The 17968-nt window shown below is 67.2% G+C and carries 19 protein-coding genes and 1 pseudogene; 8 read left to right on the top strand and 12 right to left on the bottom strand.

Going from position 1 to position 17968, the window contains the following annotated elements; translation table 11 throughout:
- Positions 1-487: pseudogene (locus DXK94_RS21430) on the top strand (peptidase); the annotation flags it as partial.
- Between the two features lie 26 nt (positions 488-513).
- On the opposite strand, the gene DXK94_RS13960 reads toward DXK94_RS21430, so the two are convergent.
- Positions 514-963: a PaaI family thioesterase gene (locus DXK94_RS13960; protein ID WP_115525430.1), complete on the bottom strand. Its 450-nt coding sequence runs from the start codon at positions 961-963 to the stop codon at positions 514-516.
- A gap of 164 nt (positions 964-1127) precedes the next feature.
- Here DXK94_RS13960 and paaZ point away from each other — a divergent pair, with 164 nt between their 5' ends.
- Together paaZ and DXK94_RS13950 are read left to right on the top strand one after the other, a co-directional pair.
- Positions 1128-3239 (top strand): phenylacetic acid degradation bifunctional protein PaaZ, encoded by a 2112-nt coding sequence (gene paaZ, locus DXK94_RS13955; protein ID WP_115525429.1) that lies wholly within the window; start codon positions 1128-1130, stop codon positions 3237-3239.
- Positions 3240-3295: 56 nt separating this feature from the next.
- Positions 3296-3520 carry a hypothetical protein gene (locus tag DXK94_RS13950; protein ID WP_115525428.1) on the top strand — a complete coding sequence of 75 codons (225 nt, stop codon included), beginning with the start codon at positions 3296-3298 and terminating at the stop codon, positions 3518-3520.
- Here DXK94_RS13950 and DXK94_RS13945 read toward each other — a convergent pair.
- The 5 genes from DXK94_RS13945 to phnD are packed head-to-tail and all read right to left on the bottom strand — an operon-like array spanning position 3517 to position 7513.
- On the bottom strand, positions 3517-4197 hold the full coding sequence (locus DXK94_RS13945; protein WP_115525427.1) for a TetR/AcrR family transcriptional regulator: 681 nt from the start codon (positions 4195-4197) through the stop codon (positions 3517-3519). The two genes, DXK94_RS13950 and DXK94_RS13945, sit on opposite strands and share 4 nt — an antisense overlap.
- On the bottom strand, positions 4194-4958 hold the full coding sequence (locus DXK94_RS13940) for a tyrosine-protein phosphatase (protein WP_115525426.1): 765 nt from the start codon (positions 4956-4958) through the stop codon (positions 4194-4196). The genes DXK94_RS13945 and DXK94_RS13940 overlap by 4 nt, the downstream gene beginning before the upstream one ends.
- Positions 4955-5806: a phosphonate ABC transporter, permease protein PhnE gene (phnE, locus tag DXK94_RS13935; protein ID WP_115525425.1), complete on the bottom strand. Its 852-nt coding sequence runs from the start codon at positions 5804-5806 to the stop codon at positions 4955-4957. The genes DXK94_RS13940 and phnE overlap by 4 nt, the downstream gene beginning before the upstream one ends.
- Positions 5790-6608 (bottom strand): phosphonate ABC transporter ATP-binding protein, encoded by an 819-nt coding sequence (locus DXK94_RS13930; RefSeq protein ID WP_115525424.1) that lies wholly within the window; start codon positions 6606-6608, stop codon positions 5790-5792. Before DXK94_RS13930 ends, phnE begins: the two co-directional genes overlap by 17 nt.
- The gene (gene phnD, locus DXK94_RS13925; RefSeq protein WP_115525423.1) at positions 6608-7513 is read right to left on the bottom strand and encodes a phosphate/phosphite/phosphonate ABC transporter substrate-binding protein; all 906 of its coding nucleotides are present in this window, start codon (positions 7511-7513) and stop codon (positions 6608-6610) included. The genes DXK94_RS13930 and phnD overlap by 1 nt, the downstream gene beginning before the upstream one ends.
- Before the next feature lie 234 nt (positions 7514-7747).
- Here phnD and DXK94_RS13920 point away from each other — a divergent pair, with 234 nt between their 5' ends.
- Together DXK94_RS13920 and DXK94_RS13915 are read left to right on the top strand one after the other, a co-directional pair.
- The gene (locus tag DXK94_RS13920; protein ID WP_079597467.1) at positions 7748-8695 is read left to right on the top strand and encodes a manganese catalase family protein; all 948 of its coding nucleotides are present in this window, start codon (positions 7748-7750) and stop codon (positions 8693-8695) included.
- 69 nt (positions 8696-8764) lie between these two features.
- Positions 8765-9172, top strand: a complete 408-nt coding sequence (locus DXK94_RS13915) for a VOC family protein (protein WP_176156859.1) — start codon at positions 8765-8767, stop codon at positions 9170-9172.
- 70 nt (positions 9173-9242) lie between these two features.
- Here the strand turns inward: DXK94_RS13915 and DXK94_RS13910 are convergent, their stop codons facing one another.
- The 5 genes from DXK94_RS13910 to DXK94_RS13890 form a co-directional block, all read right to left on the bottom strand.
- Positions 9243-9548 (bottom strand): hypothetical protein, encoded by a 306-nt coding sequence (locus DXK94_RS13910; protein ID WP_115525422.1) that lies wholly within the window; start codon positions 9546-9548, stop codon positions 9243-9245.
- Positions 9549-9574: 26 nt separating this feature from the next.
- Positions 9575-10690, bottom strand: a complete 1116-nt coding sequence (locus DXK94_RS13905; RefSeq protein WP_115525421.1) for a S1C family serine protease — start codon at positions 10688-10690, stop codon at positions 9575-9577.
- Between the two features lie 204 nt (positions 10691-10894).
- A complete protein-coding gene (locus DXK94_RS13900; protein ID WP_079597464.1) occupies positions 10895-11533 on the bottom strand; it encodes a TetR/AcrR family transcriptional regulator in 639 nt (212 codons plus the stop codon).
- Between the two features lie 60 nt (positions 11534-11593).
- Positions 11594-12967 carry a phenylacetate--CoA ligase PaaK gene (paaK, locus tag DXK94_RS13895; RefSeq protein WP_181884838.1) on the bottom strand — a complete coding sequence of 458 codons (1374 nt, stop codon included), beginning with the start codon at positions 12965-12967 and terminating at the stop codon, positions 11594-11596.
- Positions 12968-12974: 7 nt separating this feature from the next.
- Positions 12975-13439, bottom strand: a complete 465-nt coding sequence (locus DXK94_RS13890; protein WP_115525420.1) for a hotdog fold thioesterase — start codon at positions 13437-13439, stop codon at positions 12975-12977.
- A 200-nt stretch (positions 13440-13639) separates the two neighbouring features.
- Here DXK94_RS13890 and pta point away from each other — a divergent pair, with 200 nt between their 5' ends.
- The gene (gene pta / locus DXK94_RS13885) at positions 13640-15718 is read left to right on the top strand and encodes a phosphate acetyltransferase (RefSeq protein ID WP_115525419.1); all 2079 of its coding nucleotides are present in this window, start codon (positions 13640-13642) and stop codon (positions 15716-15718) included.
- 84 nt (positions 15719-15802) lie between these two features.
- On the opposite strand, the gene DXK94_RS13880 is transcribed toward pta, so the two are convergent.
- Positions 15803-16108, bottom strand: coding sequence for a hypothetical protein (locus DXK94_RS13880; RefSeq protein ID WP_115525418.1), 306 nt, complete (start codon positions 16106-16108; stop codon positions 15803-15805).
- A 136-nt stretch (positions 16109-16244) separates the two neighbouring features.
- On the opposite strand from DXK94_RS13880, the gene DXK94_RS13875 reads away from it, so the two are divergent.
- Together DXK94_RS13875 and DXK94_RS13870 are read left to right on the top strand one after the other, a co-directional pair.
- Entirely contained in the window at positions 16245-17405 is a 1161-nt protein-coding gene (locus tag DXK94_RS13875) for an acetate kinase (protein WP_115525417.1), read from the top strand.
- Between the two features lie 15 nt (positions 17406-17420).
- A complete protein-coding gene (locus DXK94_RS13870; protein ID WP_395929339.1) occupies positions 17421-17933 on the top strand; it encodes a GNAT family N-acetyltransferase in 513 nt (170 codons plus the stop codon).
- The last annotated feature ends 35 nt before the right edge of the window (positions 17934-17968 follow it).

Genomic DNA, 17968 nt, shown 5'->3' with positions numbered 1-17968 from the left:
CCCGGCTCCCGTTCCGGCTGACCCGGCTCCCGTTCCGGCTGACCCGGCTCCCGTTCCGGCTGACCCGGCTCCCGTTCCGGCTGACCCGGCTCCCGTTCCGGCTGACCCGGCTCCCGTTCCGGCTGACCCGGCTCCCGTTCCGGCTGACCCCGCACCCGTTCCGGCTGATCCGGCACCTGCTCCCGCCGACTCAGCGCCGACAAACCCCGCATCCGTTCCGGCTGACCCTGCCCCGGCTGACCCGGCCCCGGCGGTGCCGGCAGACCCTGCGGACGGCGCCCCCGCCGTCGTCGTACCTCCCGCTGCCAGCACGCCTCCGGCTGATCTCGCCAACACCGGGAACGGCTCACGTGCCCCGGCGGGTGCCGGCTACCTGGCCTTCACCGGTTCGTCGGCGCTGCTGCCGGCTGCCGTTGCTGCCGCGGCAGCGATCGCCGTCGGGGGAGTCCTGATGGCGCTGGTCAGGCGCAGGAAGCGCAACGGGTAGGTTTCGCAGGCTTAACCCAGGTGCGGCTACTTATGGCGCCGCATCAGCAGGTTGGTGATACGCATGGTGCAGAGCCGCTGGCCGGCTTCGTTGGCGATGACCACCTCGTGCGTGGTGAGCGTGCCGCCCAGGTGGATGGGTGTGGCCGTGATGGTCACCTGGCCTTCGCGCGCGGAGCGGTGGTGGGTGGCGGAAACGTCCACCCCCACGGCGGTCTTGCCCATGGTGCTCGCATGGATGACCGCCGCCCAGGAACCCACAGCCTCGCCGACAGCCAGCGACGCCCCGCCGTGCAGCAGCCCGAAGGACTGCCTGTTCCCCTCCACCGGCATGGTGGCCACCACGCGCTCCACCGACTCTTCAACGATCTTGACGCCCATCTTCTCGTCCAATTCGCCGAGGTGGATCTTCCACAGCTCATGCTCCGCGGCGGGACTTGCCTGGGTGTCTGATTCGTTCGGGGATGCGTCGTTCATGTGCTCTCCTTCGGGGCTGATGTGCTTCCAGTGTGCAGCGTGATGGTGTGGTCCGTTCTAGTGTGCACGGCGGCACATTCATGTAAGGTACTTATATTACCGAACGGACGGTCAGTAATGATCGGATGCCGTTTCCTGCCCCCTTGTTGGAAGGACCGTCAACGATGACCACCACTGCCACAGCTCCCCACGCCACGCTCGACACCGTGGAAACGGTGCCCAGCTTCATCATGGATTCCTGGTGGACCCCGGATGCCGGATCAACGGCGTCAGCCGTGCCTGTCCGTGACGCCAGCACCGGGGAGATCCTGGCCAAGGTGAGCACCGAAGGGCTGGACCTGGCCGCCGTCGTGGAGTACGGCCGCACCACGGGCCAGGCGGAACTGGGGCAATTCACCTTCCACCAGCGCGCCCTGAAGCTCAAGGAACTGGCGCAGTACCTGCACGCCCGGCGGGAACACTTCTACGCGTTCTCCGCGCAGACCGGCGCCACCAAAATCGACAACCTGATCGATATCGACGGCGGCATCGGCGTCCTCTTCACCTTCGGTTCCAAGGGCCGGCGCGAACTGCCCAACTCGCAGGTGGTGGTGGACGGGCCCATGGAGGTGCTGTCCAAGGACGGCTCCTTCGCCGGCGAACACATCTACACCCGCATTCCCGGCGTGGCCGTACAAATCAACGCCTTCAACTTCCCCGTCTGGGGCATGCTGGAGAAATTCGCCCCCGCATTCCTGGCCGGCGTACCCACCATCGTCAAGCCTGCAACACCCACCGGCTACGTCGCCGCGGCCGTGGTCAAGGCCATCGTCGAATCCAACATCCTGCCCAAGGGTTCGCTGCAGCTGATCTCCGGTTCGGTCCGCGGCCTGCTGGACGTGCTGGACTACCGCGACCTGGTGGCGTTCACCGGTTCGGCGTCCACCGCACTGTCCCTGAAGTCCCACCCCAACGTGGTCCAGGGCGGCGTCCGCTTCACCTCGGAAACGGACTCCCTGAACGCCGCGATCCTGGGCCCTGACGCCGTCGAAGGCACGCCCGAATTTGACGCCTTCGTGAAGTCCGTCGTCACTGAAATGACGGCCAAGGCGGGCCAGAAATGCACCGCCATCCGCCGCGCCATCGTTCCCGAAGCGCTGGTTTCCGCGGTCAGCAAGGCCATCGGCCAGCGGCTCACCGAACGCGTGGTGCTGGGTGATCCCCGCGCGGACGGCGTCACCATGGGCGCCTTGGCCTCTGTGGAACAGCTCAAGGACGTCCGCGCGGCCGTGCAGTCAATGCTCGACGCCGGCGGTGAGCTTGCGTACGGAACGCTTGATTCGCCGTCGGTCACCTCGGCGGACGGTTCCACCGGACTGGTGGACGGGGGCGCCTTCATGGCGCCGGTCCTGCTGAACTGGAACAACCCCGAGGCGGAGGAAGTCCACTCGCTGGAGGCGTTCGGGCCGGTCTCGTCCGTGATCGGGTACAAAGACACCGCCGACGCCGTCCGCCTCGCCGCGCGCGGCAGCGGCTCCCTGGTGGCCACGGTGTGCACCAACGATCCTGACGTTGCCCGCGAACTCGTGACCGGTATCGCCGCGCACCACGGACGCGTCCTGATGCTCAATCGCGAGGACGCCAGAAGCTCCACCGGCCACGGCTCACCTGTCCCGCACCTGGTCCACGGCGGTCCCGGACGGGCCGGTGGCGGCGAGGAGCTCGGCGGCATCCGGTCCGTCATGCACCACATGCAGCGCACCGCCATCCAGGGGTCGCCGAACATGCTCACCGCAATCACCGGCGTCTGGCATGCCGGGGCAGACCGGAACTTCACCGTTGAGACGGAAGGAACGCACCCGTTCCGGAAATCCCTGGAGACGCTGCGCATCGGCGACGCCGTCCGCTCCGACCTGCGGCAGGTCACTCTGGAGGACATCACGGCGTTCGCCAACTCAACCGGAGACACGTTCTACGCCCACACCAACCACGAGGCCGCGGAGGCCAACCCGTTTTTCCCCGGCATCGTGGCCCACGGCTACCTGCTGCTCGCCTGGGGTGCGGGACTGTTCGTGGAGCCCGCACCGGGCCCTGTCCTGGCCAACTACGGGCTGGAGAACCTGCGCTTCATCACTCCGGTGGCCGCCGGCGATTCCATCCGGGTGACCCTCACGGCCAAAAGGATCACGCCGCGCGAAACCGACGAATACGGCGAGGTGGCCTGGGATGCCGTCCTCACCAACCAGAACGACGAGATCGTGGCCACCTACGACGTCCTCACCCTCGTCGAGAAGTAGCCGGGGCACCATGGCCGGTGGTTGCCGTCAACGCAAGAGGGTGATTCGCTGGAGTGATGAGCGACGAGGAAACCCCCGGCAACCAGGATCTTCCCGCTGACGAGCATCTGCGCGAGGACATCGCACCCGGGTCCGGGGAGGAACAGGCAGCCTCCCCGGACGGACACTTCCTGCCCGGCCAGACCAATGCCGGCCAGCAGGTTGGCGGACTGGCCTCGGCCACCGGCTACGGGGACGGCCAGGACCCCGACAAGCGGGACGACAGCAACAACCCGATCTAGCCGCCGAAGGGGGAGGTGCCCGGCTGGCCGCCGGACACCATGCCCCGCCAGGCCACGTCCAGGGCGGACCGGCAGCGGGCCCTGGTATTCCCGTCGTCGAGGTGATCGCCGCGGACCACCAGCTGGTAGTAGAACACGCCGGCGATGAGGTCGAAACAGGCTTCCGGATCGAGGTCGGCCCGGAGTTCGCCCCGCTCGATGCCGGTCCGGAGCGCATTCTCGATGGGCGCCCGCCGCCGGGATACGTGGGATGTCCAGTACGCCTTCTGCAGTTCGCGGTCCGCCATGGCCAGCCGGATCCTCTGCCGGAACCGCTCGTCGGGGTAGTCCACCGGCCCGGTGCCGGCCGTGGCGCCCAGCAGGCTTTCGAGGATGGCGTCCCGCAGGTTTCCGTCAGCAGGTATCGCGGGAGGCATTTCACGCCCCACGTCGAGTGCGGCAGCGATGAGGGTGGTCAGCGAGGGCCACCGCCGGTACAGGGCGGCACGGCTGACTCCGCTGCGCTCCACGATCCGCGCCGCGGTCACGTCCTGCTTGTCGTCAATGAGTTCCAGGACGGCGGCCAGGACCTGGGCGTCAATGTCCTCATTGCGTGGCCGGCCGGGGCCCCGGCGCGGGGTACGTGCCGGGGCCTCCTCCGTCCCGGTGGCAAGAGTCACGGTGGCAAGAGCGGTCATGCAAGGGCCCGTTCGCGGAGGCGGGTGATGGTCCCGTTGCCTAGCCCGGCTGCGCGGAGGGGAGCCAGCGCGTCCCCGTGGCGTTCCCGGAGCCTGGCAAGCATCGTCAGCATCGAGATGTCCATGGGTTCGTCGGAGAAGGTCACCGCCGTCATGGCGTCCAGGTCGAAACCGAGGCGGGCCATCAGCGCACCCATGGTGGGCCGCAGGCGCTTTAGGATGGCGGTCATGTTGGGGTGGGTGCGGGCGTAGTCGGCGACGATGGCGTCATCGCCGGCACCCAGTGCCAGCAGCAGCGCCGCGGCCAGGACGCCCGTCCGGTCCCTGCCTGCGGCGCAATGGAAGGCGGTGGCCCCGGGGGCAAGGGCGATGATTCCCAGGGCGCTGGCGAGCTGCGGCGCTGCGGTTTCCACCATCCGGGCGTACATCTCGCCCATGGCGACGTGCTCGATCACTGGAGTGCCGCCGTCGGGCATTCCCGCTGTGATGCTTTCCATCAGGGGCAGGTGGTGGTAGGCCACCGCATAGTTGGCGAGCGGGCCCCGGCCCGTGAGCACGGCCTCGTCGGCGGTGCGCAGGTCGATAACGGCGGCGAGCCCGTTGTCCACGAGCAGGCGTGCGTCCCCGTCGGTGATGACGGAAAGGTCGTCGGCGCGCAGTGCCAGGCCCTCCCGCAGGACGCCGCCCTCGATGGGGATGCCGCCGAGGTCCCGGAGGTTGACCGGAGCGCTGAGCTCGATGTCGATGATGGGTGCTGTCATGTGATTCTCCTTCGGATGAGTGCGCTGCCCTGGTCGATGACCGTGACGAGCGCGATGATGCAGATGATGATGGCGCTGAGGTGTCCGTAGTCGTACATCCGCATTGCCGTGGTGAGTTCGAGGCCAATGCCGCCGGCGCCCACGAGGCCCAGGATGGTGGCTCCGCGAACATTGCCCTCGAACAGCAGGAGCGTGTACGAGACCAGCAGCGGTGCTGCCTGCGGGACGATGCCGTAGTGGATGACCTGGCGCTTCGACGCGCCCACCGCCTCCATGGCGGTGACCGGCCCGCGGTCCACCGACTCCATTGCCTCGGCGAAAATCTTGCCAATCGAGCCGAGGGAGCCCAGTGTCATGGCGAGGATTCCTGCGAACGGTCCCAGGCCGACGGCGGAGACGAACATGAGCGCGAACACCAGGTCGGGCACCGAGCGGATGATGTTCATGACCCAGCGCGCGGGGTAGTAGAGCCAGGGCGGGGCGATATTGGACGCCGCGGTAAACGCGACCAGCAGCGAGAGGACCGCGCCGAGCACCGTTCCGACGATGGCCATCTGCAGCGTTTCAACCAACAGGGCAACGATGGTGCCGAATTTCGAAAAGTCAGGCGGGAAGAGCCGCGACAGGAATTCGCCCATGTTGACTGTTCCTTCGCCGAGTTTGGCGAAGTTGAATTCGGCGCCCCAGAAGGACCAGGCCAGCACGATGAGCGCCAGCGGAATGCCCGTGAGGAACCGTGCGCGGGGAACCCGGAAAGCACGCTCGAGGCGCAGCCGTTCTGCCGGGTCCAGGGGCGGGACCGCTGATGAGGCTCCGCGGGCGGCCGTGGCTTCAGACGTGGTGGTCAACGGGCTCTCCTTCGTCGTCGTAGAGCGATGACAGCTTGTGGGCATCAAGCCCGGGGGTGGGCGCCGAGATGAGCATCCGGCCCTGCCGGAACCCCAGGATGCGGTCGCTGTAATCGAGGGCGAGGGGAAGGACATGGAGGCTTACGAGAACGGGGATGCCGTCTTCTGTGGCGATTTCACGCAGCAGGCCCAGCACGGAGCCTGCGAGTTTCGGGTCGAGGGAAGCCACCGGCTCGTCGGCCAGAATGACGCGGGGCTGCTGCATCAGAGCCCGGGCGATGGCCACGCGCTGCTGCTGGCCGCCGCTCAGGGAACGGGCAGGCTCCTTCGCTTTATGCGCGATGCCCACCCGGTCCAGGTAATGCATCGCCAGGCGGCGGTGCGCGCTGCTGAACCCGCCCAGGAGGTTGCCGGGCCCGGCGTTGTGCAGGGCACCGGTGAGGACGTTCGTGAGGACGCTCAGGCGCGGAATCAGGTTGAACTGCTGAAAGACCTGCCCGACGTCGGAGCGCAGCTTCCGCAGGTCGCCGCGTCGAAGGTTGGTGGCATCGTAGCCGGCAACCCTGGCGGTTCCCGCCGTGATCGGCGCGAAGCCGGTAAGGCTCTTCATGAGGGTGGACTTGCCGGAGCCGGAGGCGCCCAGGAGGGCCACCATTTCGCCCGGGCGGACGTCCAGGTCGACGCCGTCCAGCACCGGCTGGTCGCCGTAGGCCACCGTGAGGTTCCGGACCGAGATGAGCGGGAGTGCCTGCAGCAGTTGTGCCTCGGGAGTAAGGGCTGCTGCAGAAATCGTCGCGTTCATCAGCCCAGGTCCTCAAGCTTCACATCGGCCACCGAGGCAATCTCGGCGAAGGAGTCGAAGATGGCCGGTTCCGGATCCATGACTTCCTCGAGGCCGATGAAGCCCTTGCCGAGTGCGCCCAGCGCCTCGGCGTTGTTCTCCGAGAACACCTTGGGCAGCGCCTCCTGCAGCTGCAGCCGGGTCTCGCTGTCCAGCGACTGGCGGGCAAGCACGCTGCCCATGACGTCCATTGCGGGGCTCTTGCCAATGCCGCGCCACTCACCCTCCCCGAAGGGGAACATGGGTGCGCCGAGCTCGGTGAGCATGACGGCGGTGCAGGCGGCGTCCACCTGGCCCTGGTTCAGTGCGGCGAAGCTGCCCTCGTGGCCGCCGGCAAAGATGGCCTCGTAATCCTGGCCCTTCTTCAGTCCTGCCTCGTGCAGCATGTAGACCGGCATGACATAGCCGGAACTCGACGCCTGGTCTGCGAAGGCGACAGTCTTGCCCCGCAGGTCTTCAAGCTTCTGGACCGGGGAGCCGTCCAGCACCACGCAGGTGGAGACGGGGTCGTCGCTGCCGGCCCACGCCATCAGGGAGTCGACCTCGCCGGTGTTCACAGCCAGGGCCGACGGGAAACCGCTCATGATGCCGATGTCCACGTGGTCGCCACGGATGGCTTCCACAACGCTGAGGTAGTCGGGAACGTCCGTGACCTCCACCTCGCGGCCGGTTTCGGCCTCCAGCAGTTCCGCGAAAGCCTCGATGGGGTTCGCCTGGGTGGGGTCATCGCCGAGGGGAATGGTGGCGATGGTGATCGGGGCGCTTGCAGGGTCCGCAGGCTCGGAAGCTGCTGCCTGGCAGCCCGTAAGTGCAAGGAGGGTGCTGACAGCCAGGATGCCAAGGGCAGGAGGAGTGGGATAACGCATGATGTCCTTCGCGGAAGATGAGGGGGATTATCGAGAACACCGATATCCAAACTCCGCCAGACAACGGGAAATTACGAGAACGCCGTACTGCAAAAGAAACGGCAGGTTAACAATGGGAGGCGAAAAGTAGTAAGTACCCTTGCGATTAAAGCTAAGCATGCTTACGGTGGTGGCATCCATTCACCTGAGCAGGACCTTCGGTGAGAGCAAACCAGCGAAACGAGGAAATGGCCCATGTACTTGCATACCCAGCTTCTGATCAATGAAATTGCCGCCGATGAGCCGGATCCGGCCGCAGCCAACGCCCTGCAGGAAGGCCTGGGCGGCCAGTTCGGCGAGATGCGCACCATGATGCAGTACCTCTTCCAGAGCATGAACTTCCGTGGCGACCCTTCGTCCAAGCCCTACAAGGACCTCCTGCAGGGCGTGGGAACCGAGGAGATCAGCCACGTTGAACTGATCGGCACCACCATTTCGCAGCTTCTGGACGGATCCCCGCGCTACCAGGGCAAAAAGACCGACCCCGTGGACGAGCCCGGCGCCAAGGGTGCCACGCCCCTCAAGATCGCGCTCGACACCAGCAACATCCACCACTACCTGGTGGGTGCCCAGGGTGCCCTGCCCGTGGACGCGGCGGGCAATCCGTGGAGCGGCTCCTACGTCTACAACAGCGGCAACCTGGTCCTGGACCTCCTCTACAACCTGATGCTCGAATCCACCGGCCGCCTGCAGAAGTGCCGCATCTACGAGATGACGGACAACAAGACGGCGCGTTCCACCATCGCCTACCTCATTGTCCGGGACCAGGCCCACGAGAACGCCTTCGCGAAGGCACTGGAAAGCCTGGGCGTGAACTGGGGCAAGGTCCTGCCCATCCCCAAGACCAACGCCGAACAGTTCCCCGAGGTGAAGAAGCTTCTGGACACGGGGCTGCAGAGCATCCAGTACACCTTTGGCGCGGACAACCTCAGCCAGGCGGGCAAGCTGTTCCGTGGGGCGTCACCCTCGAACGACGGAACCGAGCTGACCACCGAGGTCATGCCCGAAGGTTTCCCCATGACCATGTCGCCGGAGCGGAAAGAGGAGTTTGCCCCCGGCCTGGACCCCGAACTGCTGGCCCTCATCCAGGCCACAGCCGAGGTGGAACTGGCGGAAGCCAACAACCCCAAAGAGCCGAAGTAATCGGCCCGAAAATCCCGGGTTCTTTCCCGGTGCCGCAGGCGTAAGATTCTGCCCGTAGGAGGTGGCCACATGAGCCTGAAAATGAACACAGCCACAACCATCCTGCCAGTCGATGACCCCGCCCGCGCCCACAGTTTCTATACGGAAAAGCTCGGACTCCCGCACTGCGGCACGGCTGACGATGGCAGCGAACTACTCGGCAGCAACGGCGGCCCCATGCTGCAGTTGATGCATGTCTCGGACGGCAAACACTCCGAGCACACCGCCCTGAGCTTCGAAGTGACGGACATCGAGAAGACGGTGCGGGACATGGAATCGATGGGGGTGCAGTTCCAGGACTACGACCTGCCGAACCTCAAGACCGAAAACCATATCTGCACCAGGGACTCGGAGAAGTCTGCCTGGTTCATGGACACCGAGCACAACATCCTGTGCGTCCATGAAGGCCTGGGCAGCACCATGGAGTACCAGCTCTAACAGAACAAAAAGACGGCAGGGGCGCCCCGGATCATCCGGGGCGCCCCTGCCGTCGTGGTGAGCTAAGAAGTCAGGATTCGGCGCCGCCGTGCAGGCCGTCGTCACTGCTGTCGTCCTCGGGGCCGGTTCCGCGCCCGCCCTGGCTTTGGTCCGAGAGGTCCATGTTGCCGCGGGCCTCGTCAATGGTGGGTCCGCCCGAGGGCACGCTGTACGTGTCCGGCCGGATGCCGTGGGCCTGCTCCTCTATAAGGGCCTGCTCTTCACTGAAGCGGATCACGTTCGCTTCGTCGCCGGCGTCGCCGGGTACGTCCTCGCGGACCTTGGACGGATCCGGAATGATGAATCCTGCGTCTGCTTCATCTTTGGGGTGGCTCATTGTCTTACCTTCCTGTCGGGGTGGTGCTAACTTGCGGGCCGTTCGGTGAGTTCCGCCTTGATGTCCAGGCTCTCGTCTCCCCGCTTGACCTTGAACCCGACCGAGTCGCCGGGGTTGCGGTTGCGGAGTTCAGCCAGGAGCCGTTCCGGCGCGTCCAGCTCCACGCCTTCCATGGATTCCAGGACGTCGCCGGGGCGGATGCCGGCACGTCCGGCCGGGCCGTCCTCGTCAACGTTCAGAACCACGACGCCGGTGCTTGCGTCGATGCCCAGCTGCTCGGCGATCTGCCGCGTGAGTTCGCCCGGCGTCAGTCCCACATACGCGTGCTCCGCGGTGCCGTCGGCCAGGAGCTCCTCCGCGACTTCCACTGCCGTGGCCGCGGGGATGGCAAAGCCCAGTGCCACCGCGCCGGTGGACGGCGGGAGGTAGGCCTCACTGATCCCGATGATCTCGCCGCGCATATTGATCACGGCACCGCCCGAGTTGCCCGGGCTGATGGGCGCGTCGGTCTGGATCAGGTCCACTAGGGACAGGCTGTTGGAGGCGGAGCCCGGGATGGAGCGGTGGAGCCCGGAAATGATGCCGGCGGTGGCGGTGTTTTCGAAGCCGAGCGGGGAGCCCAGCACCAGTGCGCCCTCGCCGACTTTCGGCAGGTTGGTCTGGTACGTCGGCTTCGGCAGGCCAGTGCGGTTGGCCTGGACCAGGGCGAGGTCTGTCACGGCGTCGGTGGCCCGGACGGTGCCTTCCACCCGCTGGCCGTCGGCGAATGCCACTTCCACCGTGGTGTTGCCGCGGATCACGTGCTCGTTGGTCAGAATCAGGCCGTCCTCGGAGTAGACCACACCGCTGCCCAGCCCGCCGTCGGTGAAGATGGTGACCACCGATGGCGAAAGATTCTCCACCAGCTGGGGGATGTTTCCGGCCGCATCAGCACCGCTGCCCGTTGCCGGCGCACCGGTTGCTGGGGCTGATGCCGCCGGGCTGGGAGCCCCGGTGTTCGTGGCTGTCGCGGCGGTTTCGCTCGGGGCCGGGGGAGGAGAGCCGCCGGTGCAGGCGGAAAGAACGACGGCGGCACTTACGGTAGCCGCTGCGGCGGCGGTCCTGCATCGGCCGGGACGGGTTGGACGTGTGGCCGGGCTCATTCTCAACCTCCTGCAGATGGTGGCTTTCCTACCACCGTAGCCGGGGATCGGCCGAAATACCAAGCACACTTAGTATCTGCGGAACTGGGTCGTGCCTGGCAGCGCGCGGGGCAGCCGAAGGGGGGGGCGGCAGCCCAACTGGATAGCGCCAACTGTCGTTATGAGGCTCCATAACGACAGTTGGCGCTACTTGGTTCGGAGAGTCTAGGAGTGGCCGTGGAGGCCGTCGAACGCCATGGTGATCACGTCGTCGGCAAGCCTTGTGGGCGAGAGCGGACCGCCGGGCTTGTACCACTCCACAATCGAGTTGATCATGCCGAACAGGAGCCGGGTGACGGTCCGCGGATCGATGTCCTGGCGCAGCGACCCCTCGTCGCGGGCCGCCGAAATCAGTCCGGCCACCTTGTGGTCGAACGTGCGCCGCCGCTCCAGCGCGTCCCGTTCGATCTCGGTGTTGCCCCGCAGGCGCAGCAGTAGCGTAACGAACGGCAGTCGGTCCACCAGCACGGCCACGGTCTGCCGGAGGACGAACTCGAGCCGGGCGTCGGCGGCTCCCGACGTCGCCTCCGGCTCTTCCAGGATGGCCTCGAGGCCGCCCAGTGCGTGGTCCAGGGCGAGCTTGAGGAGATCGCCCTTAGACGGCACGTGGTGGTAGATGGCGGACTTGGAGATGCCCAGGTTTTCGGCCAGGATGCCCATGGAGGTGGCGTCGTAGCCGTGCCGGTTGAAGACGTCCACGGCGATGCGCAGCACTGACTGCTGGTCATAGCCGGGGCGCCCGCGCTTGGTGCCGGCGCTGCTCGCTGGACTGCCGGGGCTGGAGGTTTCAGTGGTGCTGGGCATAGTGGCTAGTTTCTCACGAACGGTCGGTAAGTCCGGGACGGCCCCGCACCATCGGTCCTGCTATCCCTTCGGCCGAAGGTCGTAGATCCGGCGCAGCTTGCCGTTGGACCGCTCAAGCGAACCCGGCTCCACCACGTCCACCGCGCACGAAGAACCCACGTGGATCTTGATCTGCTCCTTCAAGGCGCGCGCCGCCGTCGTGCTCTGCTCGGCGGTGACGTTGTCCCGGCGCTCGATCCGGACGGTCAACTGGTCCATCCGCTGGCCCTCCGGCCGGGTGAGTTCGAGCTGGAAGTGCGGGCTGAGTTCCGGGATCCGCAGGGCAATTTCCTCAATCTGCGACGGGAAGAGGTTCACGCCGCGCAGGATGATCATGTCGTCGCTGCGGCCCGTGATGCGCCCCATTCGGCGGTGCGCGGGGCGGGCCGTGCCCGGGAGGAGGCGGGTAAGGTCCTTGGTGCGGTAGCGGATGATGGGGAGCGCTTCCTTGGTGAGCGAGGTGAACACTAGCTCGCCGTGCTCGCCGTCGCCCAGCACGTTTTCCTTGCCCGCCACGGGGTTGAAGGGGTCGATGATCTCGGGGCGGAAATGGTCCTCCCAGATGTGGCTGCCGTCCTGCGTCTCCACGCACTCGCCGGCGACGCCCGGGCCCATCACCTCGGACAGGCCGTAGATGTCGCAGGCCTTGATGTTCATGGTGACTTCGAGCTCGTGCCGCATCTCCTGCGTCCACGGTTCAGCGCCCAGCACCGCGTATTTCAGGGACGTGGAGGTGGGGTCGATGCCCATGTGCGCCATGGCGTCGGCGATGGTGAGCAGGTAGGTGGGCGTAGCCAGGATGGCGTCCGGCTGGAAGTCCTGGATCAGCTGGATCTGGCGTTCGGTCTGCCCGCCGGACATGGGGATGACGGTGCAGCCCAGTGCCTCAGCGCCGGCGTGCGCGCCCAGGCCGCCGGTGAACAGGCCGTAGCCGTAGGCGTTGTGGACCTTCATGCCGGGGCGGATGCCGGACGCGCGGAAGCAGCGGGCCACGAGCTTGGCCCAGTCGGCCAGGTCCTGCTTGGTGTATCCGACGACGGTGGGCCGGCCGGTGGTGCCGGAGCTGGCGTGGACGCGGGCGACCTCGTGCTGCGGCACGGCGAACATGCCGAACGGATATTCCGCGCGCAGGTCTTCCTTGGTGGTGAATGGGAAGTTGCCCAGGTCGCTGAGTTCGCGCAGGTCGGAGGGGTGGACGCCGGCGTCGTCGAACTTGCGCTTGTACAGCGGCACCCGCTCGTAGGCGTAGGCCACCGTGTGCTGCAGGCGGCTGAGCTGGAGCGCCTCGAGTTCGTCGCGGGAGATGGTCTCCTCGCGGTCCAGGACGGCGTCCGCCTGTGCGGAGGTTGCGGCGGAGGTTGCTGCGGCGGGGGTTTCGGGGGCGTGCAGGGTCATGGTCTACCTACTTCTTGGGGATGGTGCGGCTGCGTCCGCGGAACTCGGCAATGAGTTCGCCGGGAGTGCCGGAGGTGGCTTCTGCCTGGGGGGCGTCGGCGGCGAAGATCTGGATGTCGTACAGGCCGCTGCGCCCGGCGCTGGAGCGGCGGTCCGCGACGGCGGTCAGCACCTGGCCGCGGAAGGCGGGCTTGAGGAAGTTGATGTCCACGCCGGAGGCCACGGTGATGTTGTTTTCCTCACCGGGTGCCGGGACGGCCGGGTTGCATGCGAGCGCAAACGCCGTGTCCCCGAAGGCGAAGATCATTCCGCCGTGGGCCATGCCGAAGCCGTTGAGCATTTCCTGCCGGAGGGTCATCCGGATGGTGGCGTGGCCGTCGCTCAGCGAGAGGACCTCGATGCCCATCCACTCGGAGGCGTAGTCGTTCTCCAGGATCTGGTGATGGGGCCCGGAAAGGGTTGTTTCAGCCATGCGTCATTGCCTCCAGCTTTATTTACCGAATGTTCATTAGGTAATCCCATGAGGGGGTCCGGTGTCAAGGCCATGCGGGCTTCGCGGGATGGCACTTCACGGCAGTCCCGGGGTCCGATACTGCCGCGAAGTGCCATCTCGCGGGGTGGGAAGTGCAAGGATGGGAGGACCGGCACCAGCAGACAGCAAAGGGCAGACCCATGGCCAAAGGCATCTACGTCAGCGCAACCACCCCCGGATCGGGCAAGTCCCTTGTGGCCCTGGGCCTGGCGGACACCCTGCACCGCCACGCGGACAGGATCGGCTTCTTCAAACCCGTGGTCCACGGCCCGGACGCGAATGACGACCCCATGGTTGCCCTGATGAAATCCCGCTTCGCGCTGGAGGATGAGCGGTGCCGCGGCGGCCTCACCCATGAAGAGGTCAGGACCCTGCTGGCCGAGGGAAAACGGGCCGACATCGACGCCCGCTGCGTGGAGATCTTCGCCGAAATCTCCCGCCACTGCGACGTGGTGATCGTGGAGGGAACGGACCTTACCGGCCAGGACGCCGCCGTCGAATTCGACCTCAACGCCCGCCTTGCCAACAACCTGGCCGCCCCCGTGGTGGCGGTGGTGGGCGCCAAGGGGCGCACCGTCGCCGAGGCCGCGGCCGCCGTCGAGGTCGCCCGCAAGGAACTGTCCGCGGAGAAGTGCGCGCTGCTGGCCATCATGGTCAACCGCGCTGACCCGGACGACGTCGAGGCTATCGCCGCCGCCGTGAAGCCGGGCGCCTCCGGGCGGCCCGTGTATGTCCTGGCCGAGCTTGAGGAGATCGCCCGGCCCACCACGGGCGAGGTGGCCGCCGCCCTGGGCGTGCGGCAGATCGCAGGCCGGGCGGACATGGAACGCGACGTCAGGGACATCAAGGTTGCCGCGATGAACGTGGGCAACTTCCTGAATGTGCTGGACGAGGGCGCCCTGGTGATCGTGCCGGGGGACCGCGCGGACGTGATGGTCGCGTGCTTGGCGTCGTCCTTCTCGCCCGAATTCCCGGTGGCGTCCGCCCTGATCCTGACCGGCGGCCTGGCACCGGACGCCAACATCTACCCGCTCCTGGCGCAGGCGCCGTTCCCCGTGTTCGCGGCGCGCGAGGACACCTACACCACGGCCCGGCGCGTCTCGGAGGTCCGGAGCGAGATCTGGTCCGGGCACCGCCGGAAGGTTGCCTCGGCCCTGGGCCTGTGGTCGCGGCAGGTGGACGAGGGCGAGCTCATGGAGCGCCTGCACCTGCCCCGGGCCGAGCGGATGACGCCGCTGCGGTTCCTGCATGACCTTATCGAGCGGGCCCGCGCGCAGCGCCGCCACGTGGTGCTGCCCGAGGGGACCGACGTCCGGATCCTCCGCGCGGCGGAAATCCTGCACCGCCGCGACGTCTGCGACCTGACCGTCCTGGGACCCGAATCCGACGTCCGGGAGCTGGCCGCCGCGCGGGGCATCGACCTCACCGGCATCAACGTGGTGGACCCGGCCACCTCCGACCTGCGGCAGAAGTTCGCCGAGCAGTACGCGGAGCTGCGGGCGCACAAGGGCGTTGACCTGCCCAAGGCGCTGGAAATCATGCAGGATGTCAGCTACTTCGGCACCATGATGGTCCAGCTGGGCGTGGTGGACGGCATGGTCTCCGGGGCAGCCCACACTACCGCGCACACCATCCGCCCAGCCCTGGAGTTCGTGAAGACCCGCGAGGGCGTGAAGATTGTGTCCTCGGTGTTCCTTATGCTGATGCCGGACCGGGTGCTGGTGTACGGCGACTGCGCTGTGAACCCGGACCCCAACGTGGAGCAGCTGGCGGACATCGCGCTCGCCTCGGCCGAAACCGCCGCGCAGTTCGGCGTGGAGCCGAGGGTGGCCATGCTGTCCTACTCCACCGGCGGCTCGGGCTCCGGCGAAGCCGTGGACGAAGTGCGGCAGGCCACCGAACTGGTGCGGGAGCGCCGCCCCGACCTCGCCGTCGAAGGCCCCATCCAGTACGACGCCGCCGTGGATGCCTCGATCGCCGAGTCCAAGATGCCGGGCTCTTCAGTGGCCGGGCAGGCGACCGTGTTCATCTTCCCGGACCTGAACACCGGCAACAACACGTACAAGGCGGTGCAGCAAAGCTCCGGTGCAGTCGCCGTCGGGCCCGTCCTGCAGGGGCTCCGGAAGCCGGTCAACGACCTCTCCCGCGGCTGCACGGTGGAGGACATCGTCAACACGGTGGCCATCACCGCAATCCAGGCGCAGGTGCCGGCTTCCTAGGCGAAAAAACGCGGGGTCACTCCCGGCCCAATAACGGCGCCAGATTGGGCATTTAGTGACCCCGCGTTGCTTCTGAGTGGCCCGTCAGCTGTTGTCCGGCTTGGCCAGGCTTTCCTTGTCCTCCTGCTTGGCGGGCTCGTCGGAGAGGCCCTGCGGCGTGAGGTCGAGATCCTCGGCGTTTTCGGGGGCTTCCGGTGCCTCGCCCGTTTCGGCGGCCTTGACGTTGCCGGTGTCGTCAAGGGCGGGGTTCGCGCCCTCCACGCCGGTGGGGTCCTTGCTTCCGGATCCGGCGCCGGCGTCGCTGTCCGCCTGCGCATTAAGGGGCGCGGTGCTGCTGGAGCCGGTGTTGGTGGGGTCGTTCTCGTCGATCGAAGTGGTCTCGTTCGTCATTGGAATGTCCTCTCGGGCGTGGTCCAGCCTGTCCGCCGACTCTAGGCACAGACGGTCGGCATCCGCAAGGAACCTGCCCGGTGCTGGCACATATAGTGGGGTTTGAACCGCAGACGCAAGGCTCAGGAGGCCCCACATGCTCGTGCTCGTCATCAACTCCGGCTCGTCCTCGCTCAAGTACCAGGTGCGCGACGTCGCCGCCGGGACCGTCCTGACGGAGGGGCTGATCGAGAAGATCGGCATGGGCAACGGGGGCGACGGCGACGGCGAGATCGAGGGCCCCCGGGACCATGCAGCGGCGCTGGAGCAGGTGGACGCGGCCATCCACCGGGAGCTGGGCGACCTGGAGCTGGCCGCCGTAGGACACCGCGTTGTGCACGGCGGGGAACGGTTCGCCGAGCCGGTGCTGATCGACAATGAAATCACCCGTGCCATAGAGCGGCTCAACCCGCTGGCGCCCCTGCACAACCCGGCCAATGTCCTGGGGATTCGCGCCATCACCAAGAAGTGGCCGGACATGCCGCAGGTGGCCGTCTTCGATACCGCCTTCCACCGCACCCTTCCGGAGCACGCCTGGCGCTACGCCGTCCCGGACGAGCTCTACACCAACCACGGCATCCGCCGCTACGGCTTCCACGGCACCTCGCACGAGTACGTCACCCGGCGTGCAGCCGCCCTGCTGGACATCCCGGTGGGGGAGTTCGACGGCGTCATCGCCCACCTGGGCAACGGCGCCTCCGTCACGGCGATCCGGGGCGGCCAGTCGGTGGACACCTCCATGGGCTTCACGCCGCTCGAGGGCCTGGTGATGGGTACCCGCTCCGGTGACCTGGACCCGTCAATCCTAGTGTTCCTGGGCCGTGCCGGCTGGACCCCGGAGGACATCGACACCATGCTCAACCGGGAGTCCGGGCTGAAGGGCCTGGCCGGCAACAACGACATGCGCTCGGTGGTGGAAGCATCCGAGGACGGCAACAGCAAGGCGGCCACCGCGCTCGCTGTCACCTCCTACCGGCTGGCCAAGTACATCGGCGGTTACCACGTGGCCGTCGGCGGGGCCAAGGCACTGGTGTTCACGGCGGGGATCGGCGAGAACTCGCACCAGTTCCGCGCGCTGGTGGCCGACAAGCTGGGCGCCCTGGGTATCGAGCTCGACGGCGGCCTGAACGCCGAGCGGTCCAAGGAACCGCGCGTTATTTCCACGCCGCAGTCAGCAATCCCTGTCCTGGTGGTGCCCACTGACGAGGAACGCGCCATCGCGGAGGCGACGGCCGCCGTCGTCGGTTCCGCCCAGTAGCCCGGGGCGCGGTCAGTGCCTGACATCCGCCTGCCCATCCGTACCGAACGGCTGGTCCTGCGCCGCTTCGACGGCGGCGACCTGGACGCGTTCCACGCCTACCATGCGCTCCCGGAGACTGCCCGCTTCCTGCCCGGGCCTGCGAAGACGTACACGCAGTCCATGGAACGCGTAGGCCGGTACGCCAACTTCGTTTTCGAGAAAGCGGGGGACTGGGTGGCCCTGGCCATCGAGGCCGACGGCGAGCCCGGGCTCCAGGGCGAGGTGGTGCTCAAGTGGCTGCCCGGCCACCTGCAGGGAGAAGTGGGCTGGATGCTGGCCCCCGCGGCCCGCGGCAAGGGCTATGCCACCGAAGCCGCGGCGGCGATGCTCGAACTGGGCTTCGGGGAGCTCGGCCTGCATCGTATCGAGGCGCGCCTGGACGAACTCAACACGGCGTCGTCGTCCCTGTGCTGCCGGCTGGGCATGCGGCTGGAAGCACGCCACGTTGATAAGTGGCACTACAAGGGCCAGTGGCCACGGAGCTGATCTACGCCATCCTCGCCGATGAGTGGCGCGTGGGC

The sequence above is a fragment of the Arthrobacter sp. RT-1 genome (genome assembly GCF_003367205.1).
Classification (GTDB): domain Bacteria; phylum Actinomycetota; class Actinomycetes; order Actinomycetales; family Micrococcaceae; genus Arthrobacter.
Note: the sequence above shows the minus strand (reverse complement) of the source record. Positions and strands in the feature narration are given on the sequence as shown.

Coding starts and splice junctions, on each gene's coding strand:
- DXK94_RS13960 (WP_115525430.1), bottom strand. CDS start 963: ATGAACGACGCATCCCCGAACGAATCAGACACCCAGGCAAGTCCCGCC.
- paaZ (WP_115525429.1), top strand. CDS start 1,128: ATGACCACCACTGCCACAGCTCCCCACGCCACGCTCGACACCGTGGAA.
- DXK94_RS13950 (WP_115525428.1), top strand. CDS start 3,296: ATGAGCGACGAGGAAACCCCCGGCAACCAGGATCTTCCCGCTGACGAG.
- DXK94_RS13945 (WP_115525427.1), bottom strand. CDS start 4,197: ATGACCGCTCTTGCCACCGTGACTCTTGCCACCGGGACGGAGGAGGCC.
- DXK94_RS13940 (WP_115525426.1), bottom strand. CDS start 4,958: ATGACAGCACCCATCATCGACATCGAGCTCAGCGCTCCGGTCAACCTC.
- DXK94_RS13930 (WP_115525424.1), bottom strand. CDS start 6,608: ATGAACGCGACGATTTCTGCAGCAGCCCTTACTCCCGAGGCACAACTG.
- phnD (WP_115525423.1), bottom strand. CDS start 7,513: ATGCGTTATCCCACTCCTCCTGCCCTTGGCATCCTGGCTGTCAGCACC.
- DXK94_RS13920 (WP_079597467.1), top strand. CDS start 7,748: ATGTACTTGCATACCCAGCTTCTGATCAATGAAATTGCCGCCGATGAG.
- DXK94_RS13915 (WP_176156859.1), top strand. CDS start 8,765: ATGAGCCTGAAAATGAACACAGCCACAACCATCCTGCCAGTCGATGAC.
- DXK94_RS13910 (WP_115525422.1), bottom strand. CDS start 9,548: ATGAGCCACCCCAAAGATGAAGCAGACGCAGGATTCATCATTCCGGAT.
- DXK94_RS13905 (WP_115525421.1), bottom strand. CDS start 10,690: ATGAGCCCGGCCACACGTCCAACCCGTCCCGGCCGATGCAGGACCGCC.
- DXK94_RS13900 (WP_079597464.1), bottom strand. CDS start 11,533: ATGCCCAGCACCACTGAAACCTCCAGCCCCGGCAGTCCAGCGAGCAGC.
- paaK (WP_181884838.1), bottom strand. CDS start 12,967: ATGACCCTGCACGCCCCCGAAACCCCCGCCGCAGCAACCTCCGCCGCA.
- DXK94_RS13890 (WP_115525420.1), bottom strand. CDS start 13,439: ATGGCTGAAACAACCCTTTCCGGGCCCCATCACCAGATCCTGGAGAAC.
- pta (WP_115525419.1), top strand. CDS start 13,640: ATGGCCAAAGGCATCTACGTCAGCGCAACCACCCCCGGATCGGGCAAG.
- DXK94_RS13880 (WP_115525418.1), bottom strand. CDS start 16,108: ATGACGAACGAGACCACTTCGATCGACGAGAACGACCCCACCAACACC.
- DXK94_RS13875 (WP_115525417.1), top strand. CDS start 16,245: ATGCTCGTGCTCGTCATCAACTCCGGCTCGTCCTCGCTCAAGTACCAG.